The organism is Pseudoalteromonas sp. TB51, assembly GCF_000498055.1.
GTDB classification, from domain to species: Bacteria; Pseudomonadota; Gammaproteobacteria; order Enterobacterales; family Alteromonadaceae; genus Pseudoalteromonas; species Pseudoalteromonas atlantica.
This window is the reverse complement of sequence record NZ_AUTO01000291.1, coordinates 36,579-51,643: the sequence shown is the minus strand read 5'-3', so window position 1 is coordinate 51,643 and position 15,065 is coordinate 36,579. Positions and strand designations below refer to the sequence as shown.

General features: G+C 42.0%; 14 protein-coding genes and 3 pseudogenes. 5 read left to right on the top strand and 12 right to left on the bottom strand.

Annotation, left to right across the window (positions count from 1 at the left end; genetic code table 11):
* Together phoR and L650_RS0117535 are read left to right on the top strand one after the other, a co-directional pair.
* On the top strand, positions 1-1,002 hold a 1,002-nt coding region (gene phoR, locus L650_RS0117540; RefSeq protein ID WP_029773911.1), incomplete at its 5' end, for a phosphate regulon sensor histidine kinase PhoR.
* 115 nt (positions 1,003-1,117) lie between these two features.
* Positions 1,118-2,083 (top strand): PstS family phosphate ABC transporter substrate-binding protein, encoded by a 966-nt coding sequence (locus tag L650_RS0117535; RefSeq protein WP_004586085.1) that lies wholly within the window; start codon positions 1,118-1,120, stop codon positions 2,081-2,083.
* A gap of 92 nt (positions 2,084-2,175) precedes the next feature.
* Here L650_RS0117535 and L650_RS0117530 read toward each other — a convergent pair whose 3' ends face one another.
* The 8 genes and pseudogenes from L650_RS0117530 to sfsA form a co-directional block, all read right to left on the bottom strand.
* Complete coding sequence (locus L650_RS0117530) at positions 2,176-2,412, bottom strand: hypothetical protein (protein WP_024033192.1); 237 nt, start codon at positions 2,410-2,412, stop codon at positions 2,176-2,178.
* Positions 2,413-2,442: 30 nt separating this feature from the next.
* Positions 2,443-3,291 (bottom strand): pantoate--beta-alanine ligase, encoded by an 849-nt coding sequence (gene panC / locus L650_RS0117525; protein WP_004586087.1) that lies wholly within the window; start codon positions 3,289-3,291, stop codon positions 2,443-2,445.
* Positions 3,291-4,086 (bottom strand): annotated as a pseudogene (gene panB / locus L650_RS0117520) (3-methyl-2-oxobutanoate hydroxymethyltransferase). The gene panC and the pseudogene panB overlap by 1 nt, the downstream one beginning before the upstream one ends.
* A 30-nt stretch (positions 4,087-4,116) precedes the next feature.
* Positions 4,117-4,602: a 2-amino-4-hydroxy-6-hydroxymethyldihydropteridine diphosphokinase gene (gene folK, locus L650_RS0117515; RefSeq protein WP_029773910.1), complete on the bottom strand. Its 486-nt coding sequence runs from the start codon at positions 4,600-4,602 to the stop codon at positions 4,117-4,119.
* A 4-nt stretch (positions 4,603-4,606) separates the two neighbouring features.
* Positions 4,607-5,938, bottom strand: a complete 1,332-nt coding sequence (gene pcnB, locus L650_RS0117510) for a polynucleotide adenylyltransferase PcnB (RefSeq protein WP_004586090.1) — start codon at positions 5,936-5,938, stop codon at positions 4,607-4,609.
* 234 nt (positions 5,939-6,172) lie between these two features.
* Complete coding sequence (gene gluQRS / locus L650_RS0117505; protein WP_029773909.1) at positions 6,173-7,117, bottom strand: tRNA glutamyl-Q(34) synthetase GluQRS; 945 nt, start codon at positions 7,115-7,117, stop codon at positions 6,173-6,175.
* A 16-nt stretch (positions 7,118-7,133) separates the two neighbouring features.
* Positions 7,134-7,577: an RNA polymerase-binding protein DksA gene (gene dksA / locus L650_RS0117500; protein WP_004586092.1), complete on the bottom strand. Its 444-nt coding sequence runs from the start codon at positions 7,575-7,577 to the stop codon at positions 7,134-7,136.
* A gap of 226 nt (positions 7,578-7,803) precedes the next feature.
* Positions 7,804-8,515, bottom strand: a pseudogene (gene sfsA, locus L650_RS0117495) (DNA/RNA nuclease SfsA).
* A gap of 120 nt (positions 8,516-8,635) precedes the next feature.
* Here sfsA and pepB point away from each other — a divergent pair.
* Both pepB and L650_RS0117480 read left to right on the top strand, forming a co-directional pair.
* A complete protein-coding gene (pepB, locus tag L650_RS0117490; protein ID WP_029773908.1) occupies positions 8,636-9,931 on the top strand; it encodes an aminopeptidase PepB in 1,296 nt (431 codons plus the stop codon).
* 182 nt (positions 9,932-10,113) lie between these two features.
* Positions 10,114-10,680 (top strand): phosphoribosyltransferase, encoded by a 567-nt coding sequence (locus L650_RS0117480; RefSeq protein ID WP_004586095.1) that lies wholly within the window; start codon positions 10,114-10,116, stop codon positions 10,678-10,680.
* A gap of 144 nt (positions 10,681-10,824) precedes the next feature.
* On the opposite strand, the gene L650_RS0117475 is transcribed toward L650_RS0117480, so the two are convergent.
* Positions 10,825-11,481 (bottom strand): Crp/Fnr family transcriptional regulator, encoded by a 657-nt coding sequence (locus L650_RS0117475; RefSeq protein WP_004586096.1) that lies wholly within the window; start codon positions 11,479-11,481, stop codon positions 10,825-10,827.
* 486 nt (positions 11,482-11,967) lie between these two features.
* Between L650_RS0117475 and L650_RS0117470 the strand changes: the two genes are divergently transcribed.
* Positions 11,968-12,198, top strand: a complete 231-nt coding sequence (locus L650_RS0117470) for a YgjV family protein (RefSeq protein ID WP_029773907.1) — start codon at positions 11,968-11,970, stop codon at positions 12,196-12,198.
* Between the two features lie 50 nt (positions 12,199-12,248).
* On the opposite strand, the gene L650_RS0117465 is transcribed toward L650_RS0117470, so the two are convergent.
* The 3 genes and pseudogenes from L650_RS0117465 to L650_RS0117455 form a co-directional block, all read right to left on the bottom strand.
* Complete coding sequence (locus L650_RS0117465; protein ID WP_004586098.1) at positions 12,249-12,926, bottom strand: FlgO family outer membrane protein; 678 nt, start codon at positions 12,924-12,926, stop codon at positions 12,249-12,251.
* 120 nt (positions 12,927-13,046) lie between these two features.
* Positions 13,047-14,689 (bottom strand): annotated as a pseudogene (locus L650_RS0117460) (amidohydrolase).
* Positions 14,690-14,820: 131 nt separating this feature from the next.
* Entirely contained in the window at positions 14,821-15,057 is a 237-nt protein-coding gene (locus tag L650_RS0117455; protein WP_029773906.1) for a calcium-binding protein, read from the bottom strand.
* Positions 15,058-15,065 lie beyond the last annotated feature (8 nt).

Below are 15,065 nucleotides of genomic sequence, written 5' to 3'. Positions count from 1 at the left end.
GGAGCTGAAGCCGTACCCGATGCCGTAGTGGTGTTGCAAAGTGATTTAAGCATTGTTTGGTGTAACCAACTTGCACTTAAAGTATTGGGGCTACAATGGCCGACCGATCATGGCCAGCGCCTAGATAACCTAATACGTGAACCTAAATTTGCCAAGTACATGCTGCGCGGTGAATTTGAAGAGCCATTAGAGCTTGATAACGGGCATATTGTTGACCAAGTGCTTGAATTTAGGGTAATGCCGTATGCCAACACGCAGCTTATGGTGGTAGTACGTGATGTAACACGCTTAAAGCAGCTAGAGCAAATGCGCAAAGACTTTGTTGCCAATGTATCGCATGAGCTGCGCACGCCGCTTACGGTTGTTACTGGCTACCTTGAGATGATGGATGGCGATATGATGCCACCGCCTGCAATGTGGAATAAAGCGCAAAATACCATGCTTGAGCAATGTAAGCGTATGGACAGCTTAGTTAATCAGCTTTTATCTCTTTCGCGTATTGAAGGGGCGCGCAGGCAAGACAACGACAAAGCCATAAATGTGCCGCAAATGCTTAACTACATTAAAACCGAAGCGCAGTCTATAAACCAAGACAAAGGCCATGAGCTTATTTTTGATATAGATAATGAGCTTGATATTAAAGGCTCTGAAGATGAGCTACGCAGTGCGTTTTCTAATTTAGTGTTTAACGCTATACATTACACTAAAGCGGGCGGAAAAATTGTTGTTACTTGGCAGCGCAAAGAGGGGCTTGCGCACTTTAGTGTAAATGATAATGGCGATGGTATTGCACCAGAGCATATAAATCGTTTAACTGAGCGCTTTTACCGCGTAGATAAAGCAAGGAGCCGCACAACCGGTGGTTCAGGTTTAGGCCTAGCAATTACTAAACATGTGCTTACACGTCACGATAGTAAATTAAATATAAGCAGTGAGCTTGGTAAAGGCTCGTGTTTTTCTTTCGACTTTTCAAAGGATAAGCTCGTTAACTTAGCAACTTAAAGGCAATAAAAAGCAAAGTCATAAAAGTGTCATTTAAGAGTAATGTAACTGTCATCTACTCACTTTACAGTAGACAACAGTTAGGAAATGGGACGAACAAATCGGAGAACCCCGCATGAAATTTAAAAACTTAGTTGCCGCAATGGGTGTGGCTGTTACAACATTAGTATCTGCACAGGCTGTTGCTCTTGACGACGCAATTCCTGAATATCAAAAAATTAACGGCGTTTCAGGTAACTTTTCATCTGTAGGCTCTGATACTTTAGCTAACATGATGACTTTTTGGGCTGAAGAGTACAAACGTATTTACCCAAATGTAAATATTCAAATTCAAGCGGCAGGTTCGTCTACTGCTCCACCAGCGCTTACCGAAGGCACCTCTAACATGGGTCCTATGAGCCGTAAAATGAAATCAAAAGAAATCGAAGCGTTCGAAAAACGCTACGGTTACAAGCCTACAGAAGTGCGTGTAGCGATTGATGCATTAGCGGTATTTGTACACAAAGATAACCCAATTGAAGGCTTACGTATTGACCAAGTAGATGCTATTTTTTCATCTACTCGTAAATGTGGTGCGTCTGAGCAAGTTAACCGCTGGAGCGATGTTGGCCTAACGGGCGACTGGGCTGCAAAAGACATTCAATTATACGGACGTAACTCTGTATCAGGTACTTACGGTTACTTTAAAAAGAAAGCGCTGTGTAAAGGTGACTTCCGTAACAACGTAAATGAGCAACCAGGTTCAGCCTCTGTTGTACAGTCAATCTCATCTTCATTAAACGCGATTGGTTACTCAGGCATTGGTTACAAAACGTCGGGTGTACGTACGGTTCCTTTATCTAAAAAAGGCACTAACTACGTAGATGCAACGCTTGATAATGTTGCTAAAGGTAAATACCCACTTTCTCGTTTCTTATACGTTTACGTGAACAAGCACCCTAATAAGCCGCTTTCACCAATTGAAGCTGAGTTCTTAAAAATGGTACTTTCTAAAGACGGTCAAAAAATCGTTGAAAAAGATGGTTACGTACCACTATCTGCTAAGTTAGTAGAAGCAGAGCTTAAAAAGTTAGGTTTATAATTTAAGCCCAACCAATAAAAAAACCGCTCAATGAGCGGTTTTTTTGTGTGTAAAACTTTAAAGCGTAAAACAGACTAACTTACTAAAAGCGATTACAGATCAGTCAGCTTTTGCGCTTGTGCTTTACACTGATTATAGCTCTCTACACATTTGGCAGAGCACACTTGCTGTTTTAAACCTTTGTCAATCGATTGCTGATCGCAACTATTTTCGCACTGATAGTTTTGTTGTGCGCATTGGTTTAACTCAGGGTTTTTCACTTGATTTTGGCAAGCTGCTAACAATGAAAATGAAAGGGCGAGGGCACTCGTTTTAATAAATGTTTGCATGCTTATCCTTAACGTTGAACTGCGCTTTTGTTAAATCTCAACTTGTAAGTTGTCGATTAATCTAACATTGCCTAAAAAGGCGGCAGCTAAAATAACAAGTTGTGTATCATCAAGTGTAGCAGCTTTTAATGTATCTCGTTGAGCTATCTCAAAATAATCTGGCTTTAAGCCGGCTTGCTCTAAACTAAGCTGTGCGCTTTGCTCAAGTGCTTTGTAATCGGTATTACCTGCTTTGAGCTGCTCAGCGCAGCTGTTTAGTGTTTTAAATAATGCGGTGGCCGTGGCTTTTTGCTCTGCAGATAAATAGCCATTTCGCGAGCTCATAGCTAGGCCTGAAACTTCACGCATGGTCGGTACACCAACAATTTCAACCGGAATTGATAAATCGCGTACCATGGTTTTAATCACTTGCAGCTGTTGAAAGTCTTTTTCGCCAAAGCATGCATAATCTGGTTGTACTAAATTAAATAACTTAGTCACTACTGTGGCAACACCTCTAAAGTGTCCTGGGCGCGTGCCGCCACAATACCCCATAGATACGCCTGGTACATCTACAAAGCTTTGCTCACCAAGGCCATTTGGGTAAATGGTGTCTACGCTTGGGGTAAACACAATATCGGTATTTAAGTCGGCTAAGCCTTGTTTGTCTTCGTTTAATGTACGTGGGTAGCTATCTAAGTCTTCGTTGGCACCAAATTGCATTGGGTTGACAAAAATACTCACAACCACCTTATCGGCCATTGTTTTTGCCTTTTCAACCAATGAAAAGTGGCCGCGGTGCAAGTTGCCCATGGTTGGCACTAAAGCCACGCTTAAACCTGCTTGGCGCCAAGCTTTAATTTGACTACGTAATGATTTAATTTCAGTAATTGACTGCATTATTTAAACTCATGTTCGGCGCTTGGAAACGCGCCACTTTTAACGTCTGTACAATATTTTTTAACTGCATCTGGCATGTTGCCAGTTTCCAGTAAAAAGTTTTTAGAAAATTTAGGAATGTATCCTGCCGAAATACCGACTAAGTCGTGCATTACCAGTATTTGACCATCCNGTTACATTACCTGCGCCAATACCTATGGTAGGAATGGTGACGGCATCGGTAATGCGTTTAGCGAGAACACTTGGGATACACTCAAGCACTAATAATTGGGCGCCTGCGGCTTCTAGTGCTTTTGCATCATCAATCATTTTTTGCGCTTTGTCGTCTTCGCGGCCTTGAATTTTAAAGCCACCAAATACGTGTACTGATTGCGGCGTTAATCCTAAATGGCCGCAAACAGGAATACCTTGCTGCGTTAAACTTTTAATGCTGTCGTAAAGCCATTCACCGCCTTCAAGTTTTACCATATTAGCGCCTGCACGCATTAACTCTGCTGCATTTTTACAGGTGTCGCTAACGTTTGAATAGCTCATAAAGGGCATATCGGCTATTACAAAAAGCTCACGGCTGCCACCGCGTACACAGCGGGTATGATAGGCTATATCTTGATTGGTTACGGCTAGGGTATCGTCGCCACCTTGCAGCACCATGCCCAAAGAGTCGCCAACTAAAATAACGTCCACACCGTTATCATGAAATAACTTAGCAAAACTGGCATCGTAAGCGGTTAATGCGGTGATTTTGTTATTTTCTGCTTTCATTTTATTTAAAGTAGAAACGGTTATTTTAGACATAATATCCTCGCAGGCATAAGCCTTGGTTAATTACAGAGGTAATTGTTGTAAGTCGTTGAGCGGTAAGTCTTGCGCAATGGTTTTTAATGCAATGCCGCTTGGTAAAATCAGTTCTGGGGCAAGCTCAAGTAAAGGGTAAACTACAAACTCACGTTCGCACAGGCCATAATGTGGCACAGTTAAGCGCTGGGTATTAATCACTTGCTGACCAAACAGTAAGGTATCTATATCGAGCGTACGCGGCCCCCAACGTTCGGCTTTTCTTACCCGTCCATGTTCAAGCTCTATGGCTTGAGTTAAATCAAGTAATTGCTCAGGTTCAAGCGCGGTTTTAATACACGCTACGGCATTTACATAGTCGGGTTGATCTTGTGGGCCCATTGGTTTGCTTGCATAGTAATGCGATACACTTATAAATTCACAATGAGGCAGCTTTTTAAGCGCACAAACGGCGTTATCAAGCTGCTCTTTGGGTGAGTTTAGGTTGGCACCTAAACCCAAATATACACACTGCATGCAATTACTCGGCTGGCTTTTTAGTGGTGCGGCGGCGCGGACGTTTACGTGGTTTAGGCCCACCTTGGTGGCCCAGGTTTTTTACCATTTCTTTTTGGCCATTAATATCTAGGCTCAAGTATTGTGTCCACCACTGGGCAAGCTCACTATGTTGGTGCTCACCGGCATCAACACGTAATAATAAAAAGTCATAAGCGGCTTTAAATCGTGGCTGCTGGGTAAGTCTGTAAGCGCGTTGGCCGGCACGTTTATCTAAACGTTGCTGTATATGCCAAATGTCGCGTGCGCCTAAGGTAAAGCGTTTAGGTACTGCTATATGCTGGGCATTTTCGCTCAGAACTTTATTCATGGCTTGAGCAAAGGCATCAAAGTAAGATAGCTGTTCTTGTTGTTTAATTTTAGTTGTGCGCTCAAGCAGCGGAAACCACATTAAAGCAGCAAATATAAACGCAGGCGTTACTTTTTTATCTGCATTAATGCGTTTATCGGTGTTTTGAAACATTTGTTGAATAAACGCCGCTTCTAAGCCGTCAGGGTTTTTATCTAAAATTTTATCAAGCACCGGGAATAACGACTTAAACAAGCCGTATTGGCGTAGCATTAAATAGTTAGCTTCGGCTTTGCCGTTTAAAAACAGCTTTAGAACTTCTTCAAATAAACGCGCTGGCGGTATGTTATCAAGTAGGCTGGCAAGCGCAGTAATTGGCTTTTCGCTTTTTGGCGCTATGCTCATATCAAGCTTAGTTGCAAAGCGTACCGCACGTAGCATACGTACAGGGTCTTCGCGGTAGCGTGTTTCTGGGTCGCCAATTAACTCAATTTGTTTTGCTTGTATGGCCGCTAAGCCATTGGCGTAATCGTATATACAAAAATCGTTAATAGAGTAATACAGCGCGTTGATAGAAAAATCACGGCGCTCGGCGTCTTCTTCAATGCTACCAAACACGTTATCGCGCAGTAACTGCCCGTGCTCGCTTGATTGGCTAATTTGGTTTTTGTCTTCTTGCGCTTCGTGGTGCCCGCGCATGGTGGCTACTTCTATAATTTCGCGACCAAAAACAATATGTGCTAAGCGAAAACGACGGCCAATTAGGCGGCAATTTCTAAATAGTTTTTTTACTTGCTCTGGGGTGGCATTGGTAACAACGTCAAAGTCTTTTGGTTGTTGACCTAACAATATATCGCGAATACAACCACCTACAAGGTAAGCGTCGTAACCACCGTCTTTTAAACGGTAAAGTACTTTGATTGCATTTGGGCTAAATTGTTTACGTGAAATACCATGTTCGCCGCGTGTTACAACAACCGGTTCATCACTTGTTTGAGTGCTTTGCACATCGGCATTTGGGCCGATTATTTGCCTGCAAAATTGAAAAAGCTTGGAAATAATAATCTGTCTCCTACAGAAATGATGATTGGCTGGTCATCGCAATCAAAAAGCACATAAATTAGGTATTATAGTGCGGTGCTTTGTATTTATTGTAAATAGCCTCTATTTAGGCGGCTATCATATACCAGCGCGGTATAAAAATTAAGTTGATGGACTGAAATTAAGCCGTTTTTAAGTTTTTTATTTACTTAAATGCGTAAATTTAGTGCTGTTTGGATGCTGACCTTGCGAAATTTGAATTTCGGGTATGTTTGGCACCGCTGTTAAGCTAAATTCGTTAATAGCCCACACCATTAATTGCTCCACAGACAAATCATTCAATTGGCTATACACAGGTAAGTTTAAAAATTCAAACGCATCAATAAGCGCGGGCTTTGGATTGTTTGTGCTAATAGCGGGCGCATAATTTTGTTTAGAGAGTTTAAAACCAGGCTCGGCCACCACAAGGGGTAAATGTGCGTATTGGGGGATGGGCGCATTAAGCTGTTTAAATAAACTGATTTGCCTTGCTGTAGGCTCGATTAAATCGGCGCCACGTACCACACGATTAATACCTTGCTCAATGTCATCAATAACCACCACTAGTTGGTAGGCAAATAATCCGTCACTGCGCTTTATTATGTAATCTTCATGGGCTAATGCACTATTTACAGTAATATCGCCTTGAATCAAATCGTTAAAATGGCATGTTGGGTGCTGTTGGCTAAGACGAAGTGCGCCTTGCTCTGTTGATAAGTTAAGCGTTTTGCAGTGACCTTGGTAAATGCCACCCATGGCTTTTATTTGTTTGCGAGAACAGCGACAACCATATACACATTGTTGGTGGATCAGCTTGTTTGTTACCTCTTGATAAAGAGGTAGGCGCTGAGTTTGATAAACAACGGATTCGTCCCAGTAAAGGCCGTAGGCTTGTAAGGTATTTAGAATATGGGTGTCGGCATTTTTCACCACGCGGGTGGTGTCTATATCTTCAATGCGCACTAACCATTTACCCTGATTTACTTTAGCATCAAGGTAGCTGCCCACAGCCGCCACAAGTGAGCCAAAGTGAAGTGGCCCAGAAGGAGACGGTGCAAATCGACCGCGATAGTCACGCTTTGGCGTGGTAACGGCTGTAGGAGACATAGTTAACTAATTTTAATTAACCGCGCCCAGCTTGTTTTTCTTTAATTTCTGCAAGGGTTTTACAGTCTACGCATAAATCTGCAGTTGGACGCGCCTCTAAACGACGAATACCAATTTCGATTCCGCATGACTCACAAAAGCCAAAATCATCTTCTTTAATTAAGATAATTGTTTTTTCAATTTTTTTGATCAGTTTACGTTCGCGGTCGCGAGTACGAAGTTCTAAAGAGAACTCTTCTTCTTGCGCAGCGCGGTCAACTGGATCAGGAAAGTTGGCAGCTTCGTCTTGCATATGCGATTTTGTGCGGTCAACTTCATTACGTAAGTCGTTACGCCACGCTTCTAAAATCGCTTTAAAATGAGCACGTTGTGCTTCATTCATATACTCTTCGCCCGGCTTTTCTTGGTATGGTTCTAAACCGGCTTGAGCCAATAAACCATGTCTTTGTTGGTCTGGCATAACTCTCTCCTAAATCCTTAATTTAATGCCTCAGCATTAGCCGGCGGTATAAATAGCAGAATCTTATACCCTAGGCAAATTTATTTTTTAATTAATCGAATTAGCTTCAACCAGTGTGTTGACTAAAAAGGCTCATATTTTGATTTTGATGCTTTATTAATCGTTATTTCGGTATTTAAACTTGCCTAGTTATATGGGCATAAAGTTTAAAAGCAAGTTAAATTTTTTATTTAAAGGCCACTTTCTCACTAAGCGTTACTTCACTTGGCGAAATAGATGCCTTATAAGCGTATACCTCCACGCCTTTTTTAATCGCGAGGTTTAATAAGTCGCTGTATTTTTTATCTATGTGGCTTGCTGCACTCACCGTATTAATACCTTGGTGCAAAACAGCGAACAGTAATACTGCGCGGTGGCCTTGTTCGATCATTTCTATTAATTCGCGAATGTGTTTTTGCCCACGCACGGTTTGCGCATCCGGAAAGTAGCCTTGCCCACTTTGTGGCGCGCTTTCACTTAACAAGGTGACTGACTTTACCTCTACATAGCAAGCGGGTTTATTGTCGCCGGTGAGTAAAAAGTCGATACGGCTGNCTGCCGTATTTTACTTCACTTTGAAGCTGCTCATAGCCGTTAAGCTCTGTAATAACCTGGTTGTTGATAGCCTCTTCGACCACTTTATTCGCCACGGCGGTATTAACACATATTAACTGCGAGAGGGAGTTTTGAGTGAGCTCTAACGACTGGGGGTATTTTCGTTTACTGTTATCGCTGGTTGAATAAAAAGCGCTAAAGCCAGGCTCTGCGCAACCTGTCATTTTACCGGTGTTGGCGCAGTGGGCGGTAAATTCAGCTCCATCGTTAAGTTGGAGGTCGGCTAAAAAGCGTTTATAGCGTTTTAATAACGTGGCGGGCTGTAAAGCTGGGGTGTATTTCATTTAAATTCCAATGCTAAACGCTGCAGATGCGTTGGTTTATGTTATTTATCTCAAGCTGTTGGGAACTTGTACTCACTATAGTAAACTCGGTGGCACATTTAAGTGTAAGGGTATTCTAACATGAGTGAAAAATTTATTGTTCAACTAAGCGAGCAAGCAGCGCCAAGCCATTGGGGCGAAAACGCGGCGTTGTCTTTTAACGAGCAAGGCGCAACGGTTCATTTATCTGAGCAAGAAACATTAAAAAATGTTCAAAAAGCGGCGCGAACAATTGCAAGCCAAGGTGTTAAACAGGTTGAGCTTGCGGGCGATACATGGTGCACAGAAAGCCAATGGGCTTTTTACCAAGGTTTTGTAACACCTAAATCATTACATGGTGTTGAATTTGTTGATAACGCACAGTCAGATCTAAACGAGCTTGCGCATTTAAAAGCCTCAGCTACGTGGGCACGAGAAATGGTAAACGGTACAGCCGATGACATTTACCCTGAAAGCCTTGCTGAAAAAGCCGCCGAATTTATTCAATCGTTAGCGCCTGAACACGTAAGCTACCAAATTATTAAAGGCGATGCGTTATTAGAGCAACAGTGGATTGGTATTCATGCTGTGGGCCGTGGCTCTGAGCGTCCACCTGTTTTACTTGAGCTTGATTACAACCCAACAGGCGATGAAAACGCGCCGGTAAGCGCAGCGCTTGTAGGTAAAGGTATTACGTTTGACTCTGGTGGTTACTCAATTAAATCTAGCGAAGGTATGCTAGGAATGAAGTGCGACATGGGTGGCGCGGCAACGGTAACAGCGGGTTTAGCACTGGCTATTAACCGCGGTATAGAAAAGCGCATTAAGCTGTTTTTATGCTGTGCAGAGAACTTAATTTCGGGCCACGCTTACAAACTAGGTGATATTTTAACCTACAAAAATGGCACAACCGTTGAAATTGTAAACACCGATGCTGAAGGGCGTTTAGTGCTTGCTGATGGTCTAATGGCTGCAGGCGAAACTGGCGCAGAGCTAATTATAGATGCGGCAACACTAACCGGTGCTGCACTCGTTGCTGTAGGTCAAGAGTACAACGCATTATTTGCCCTTGATAAAGAGCTGGTACGCGAAGTAGAAGACTTTGCATCGCAAGAAATGGAAGCTGCATGGCCTCTTCCGCTTGAAAAATGGCACCAGCAAAACTGCCCATCTCCATATGCTGATACGGCAAATAGCCGCGCTCAAAAAGGTGGCGGTTACGGCGGCGCATCAAATGCAGCAGGCTTTTTATCTCGCTTTGTACCAAACGATGGTAAAGGTTGGGTACACATTGATTTAGCTGCAGCATTTAATATGGGTAGCACTAGCCAATGGGCTGCAGGTGCAACTACGCAAGGTATGCGCACAGTGGCACGTACATTGTTAGAAAAAGCTTAATAGTACGTAACTAGGCGTTTAATACATAAAATAGGCACCAATTGGTGCCTATTTTGCTATTTGCAGGCAAGCAATTTATTTTTATTTACGGTAAAATCCTTCGCCAATACCTGTTTGGGTGTTTAATTATTGGCTAAAGTGCCTACACTCAAATGTTATACTCACCACTGGGGTTCTAAACTATGTCAGATAAGTGCTACATCACAGCTCAACAGCTACTTGAAGATTCATTCCGCGTAGCGGCACAAGTTTATAAAGATGGCTTTCGTCCAGACTTTATAATTGGTATTTGGCGAGGTGGTGCACCTATTGGTATTGCTGTGCAAGAATACTACGATTACAAAGGCATTGAGACTGATCACATTGCGGTGCGTACGTCGTCTTATTACGGTATTGGCAAGCAATCTAAAGAAATAAAAGTACACGGCCTACACTACATTGTAGAAAACGCCAATGCCGGTGACTCACTGCTTATTGTTGATGATGTGTTTGATTCTGGCCGCAGTATATTTGCACTAAAAGAAAAGCTTTCTGAGCTTATGCGCTTAAACTTACCACGCGATATTCGTGTGGCATGTCCGTACTATAAGCCTAAAAACTCAAAAGTAGAGATGGTGCCAGATTACTTTATTCATGAGTCTGAAGAGTGGTTAGTGTTCCCGCATGAGTTATCAGGTTTAACGCCAGATGAAATAATTGAAGGTAAGTCTGATTTAGTAAATATCCAAGATATTTTATTAGATAAGTAATTGCCTAAGCGTTAAGTAGGAGTTTATTTGCGCGGGGGCGTGTTTGTGTACTCGTTTTAAATAAATTGCTGCTATAGCGCAGTGCTAATAAATACCACAAAAACTAAAAAAGGCCATTACGGCCTTTTTTTGTGTCTGATTTTTTTATAGCTGCGCAAAACTGTCTACATAGTCACTTAAACTTTGTGTATCGACCGCTTTTAGCCCATGGGAGCTGCGCTGCACTAAGCCTTTTTCAACAAGTTCGGTAACTACGCGGCGATAAGCTCGCTCAGTGGTTGCAAAGCGCTCTGCTTCGGCATTAACGGTTGGGTATGCGCGCAGTAGCGTTGGGTTATTGTTCTCGGCGCGTAGTAAGCAGTCTTTAGCTATGTTGTAGCTTAAAGGCAGCAGTAACTTATCTAAATTAATTTTTTGGTTTTCTTGAAATTTAGCCGCAATGGTTTGCGCGGTGTATAAGCTCAGCTCTGGCTTTTCGAGTAGTAATGCTCGCCAGTGGCGAAGCTCTATTAAATTATAGGTTACATCGCTAAAACAGGTGACCGTATAAATACATGGGTTATTGTTTAGTGCTTCTATTTCACCAATTAGGGTGTTGTTGCAATCTAATTGGCCTAATAATAGGCGGCGTCCGTTACCTACGTCATAACTAAATGAAATAGTACCGCTGCGCACCAGCACAAGTTTACTGAGTGGTTGATCTTGGTGGATCAGCACTTCTTTTTTTGATTGTTGATAGCTACTCCCTGCAAAAGTGAGTAATTGTTCAACAAGGTAACTAGAAAAATGGTATTGAAACATCAATATGCTCTTCGGACAATTGTCCTATTTATTACACCTTAATAACGATATTATTAAGGCTCTAAGAATTTACTCTAACTTGCTACTGTATTTAGCCTTGCTAAGTACGTAATACCTTCATTTCCCGTGTAATGATTTAGGAAGCTATTGGCTACAACCAATATACTTTTTAAGGTTTTTTAAGCAAGTTAGTTTTTTTATTTTATACCAATCAGCCTAATTAAGTGATCAATTTTAAGGCTAGGAAAACGTGTTGATAGCTAGGCAAAAAATCGCTATTTAGTCGTTCTCGGCAATTGCTCCTGTATTGCTCTACCTTCTGCATCCATGCAGTCGTAAATGAGCATTTTTTAACGCAGGTAGCGACACATTTAGCCCCGCAAAATGATTGAGTATTATTGCGAATTGGTATTAAACGTTGTAACACTGACAAGTGCCACACGTTAGCATTGGCGTAATGCTAACCTAAAGGGTAGGAGAGAACAATTGAGTTGGGAATATTTAGGTTATATTGCATCAGCTTTCTTGGTTGCATCGTTAACAATGACCGATGTAGTAAAACTGCGTTGGTATAATATGTTTGGTTGTATTGTATTTACTATTTACGGTGTGGCTATTGGTGCAGTGCCTGTTGCGTTTACTAATGGCTTATTAGCGATGGTAAATATGTACCATATTATAAAGCTCTACCGACAGCCTAAAGTCAAAGAAGCGTGAAGCTAAAAATTCAAAAAAAGGGTTAACATTTAAGTTAACCCTTTTTTGTTTTAAAGCACCGCGTCTAAGACAATGCCATCAGTTCTACGAGTTGGATAAAGTGACTCAACAACAAAGCTTGGGATAAATCCTTTAGCCGATGAGACCACTACTTTAGACTTTGCCCCAATAATACGAGCGTTAACTATTACACCACGATTCGTGTAAGTTAGAGTGCCTGATAAAGTGTATTCAATATGTGGGTAACCTTTAATTTCTTTACCATTACGACTAAACGAGAAATCACCTAACGGGGTTACATGCACAGCGCCCGTGTGTTTGTAATCAACTACCGATAAGCCAAACTCCTGCATTTCAGTAATAAAGCTTTCAGCCAAGTGATTACCAAATATATTTGTGGTTTGTAAATTGTCATCTAAATTCACAAACGAAGTAATTGCAACAGGCGTTCCACTGTTGATGTAGTTCATATTTTCAATCAGCTTCATTGCTAATTGTTCTGTATAGTTACTTAATAATTTACTGCTGTTAATAGGGCGGTAGTTATTTTCTGGGAATTGCCAGTTATTTACGCGTGGCTGATGAACGTCTGTGTAACGATTATGGCTATTGTGATGGCCAATATTATTATGCGAAGCGTGGCCATTATAAACTGGGTGAGTAGAGCATGCACTAAGTGATAAAGTAAAAAGAGCCGATAAAGTAAGAGATAGTTTTTTTGAAAACATGTTTTCTTCCTGAAACATAAGAGATTTTTTAAATTCCCTCACTTATCGACACACTTTTTAATTACTTTAGTAAATATCCATAATTACTTTGTTTATTTTTAAGTTTGTATGCTTTATAAGCTATTCTTTTTTAAAGCGTAATTCTCCAGCTACCCAAGTCTGTAAAACCTGTGTTTTATAAATCTCATCGACAGGGGCTTTAAAATAGTCTTTGTCTATTAAAATAAAGTCTGCCCATTTTCCGTTTTCTAAGCTGCCTATTTTAAACTCTTGGTGTGCTGCATACGCGCCGCCGAGGGTAAACGCTCTTAAGGCTTGTTCGCGGCTTAGCNCCAGCCGTTCTCAGGCAGCATATTATGATCCATACGGGTAATGGCTGAATACAAGCCATCAAAAGGGTTTGCCAGCTCTACTGGGTAGTCAGAGCCTGCTGCAATCACAGAGCCTTGCTTTAAAAATGTTTGCCATGCATATGCGCCTTGTAATTGGTTATCGGTTAAGCGCTGCTGAGCCATATGCATATCTGAGGTGGCATGCACAGGCTGCATAGATGGAATGATTTTAAGAGCTTTAAAACGTGGAATGTCATCAGGGGTGACTATTTGTGCGTGTTCAATACGGTTACGCAGTAACATACCGCCCGTTTGCTTAAACACGTTTTGATACGCATCAAGTACCACTTTATTTGCCTTATCACCAATTGCATGGGTGTTGGCGCTAAAGCCATTTTTGAAGCTTAAAGTAAATAATTCTTCAAGCTTGGCTTGGGTTTCTAGCATTAGGCCGTGGTGGTTTTTTCTATCTGCGTAGTCATCAATTAGCGCAGCCCCGCGCGAGCCTAATGCGCCATCGGCATATACTTTTACACTGCGGATAGACATAAACGATGCTGCATCTTGATAGCGCCCTGCCTGAAGCATGTGCTTTAAATCGGGGCTAGCAGCACTTAGCATGGCGACTATTCTTAGTGGCAAATTACCTTGCTCGCTGCGCTCTTTGTAAACTTCCCAGGTGGTTTTATCGATACCGGCATCGTGAGTAGAGGTAATGCCTAAGCTTAATAAGTGCGCGCCTGCGGCATCTAACGAGTCGCTTATAGCTTGTTTTGAAGGGGCGCTCATATGCTGGGTAATTAACGACTCGGCCTTATCAACAAAAATACCAGTTGGATTCCCAAATTCATCTTTAATAATTTCGCCGCCGTCAGGGGCTTGAGTTGCTGCGGTAATACCGGCCAGCTCTAAGGCTTTGCTGTTAACCCAAATTGCATGGCTGTCAACGCGCGAAAGTACCACTGGGCGGTCATTGACTACTTTGTCTAAGTCTTGGGCGGTAGGAAAGCGCGTGTCGCTCCACAGCTCTTGGTTCCAGCCTCGCCCTAATATCCAACCTTGTTTATTTTTCGCAAATTGTTCTAGCTTTGTGGTTATTTCAGCGACCGATTTAGCGCCGCGTACATCAAGTTGCGATAAGTTATCGCCAAGGCCAATTACATGCCCGTGAGCGTCAATCAACCCTGGCAGTAACGTATTACCTTTGGCATCAATAAGTGTGGCATCAGGAAAAGTGTTTTTAAGCGTATCATCACCAGTTTTAACAACTTTACCGTTTTTAATCACTAAAGTAGAAAACGTTTGAATACCACCTTGGTATAAGGGAGTGTAACCATTAGCGTTGTAAATGACCTGCGTTTGCGCAATCGCAGTGCTGCTTACAAATAAGCCGGCAAGCAGTAGTGGGTTAAATAGTTTTTTGAGTTGCATAAGTTGGTTATTTTTTATTGTTAGTAAAATAACACTAGCAAACTCACTTTTAGAATACCAATATGTTGAGGTAGATAGCTTAAAAGCGTAAGGGCTGTTAAAAATTTAGCGCTTACGCTTATAAAAAAGAGTTACTTACTGGCGTATATGCCATATTCCGAAAGGGTAAGTCTGCCGTCTTTATCTTTATCATAACTTGAAAAACGCGACCAAAGGGCGGGGTCAATGGCGGTTTCTGAACGGGTTAAAAAGCCATCGTGGTTACGGTCAAACTTTTTAAATTTATCGGCAACTTCTGTACTTTGGCCAAGGCTTACATCGCTAAAAAGGCCCAGCGCAACAAGCGCTAAATAGCTTACAGTCTTCATACTTATAC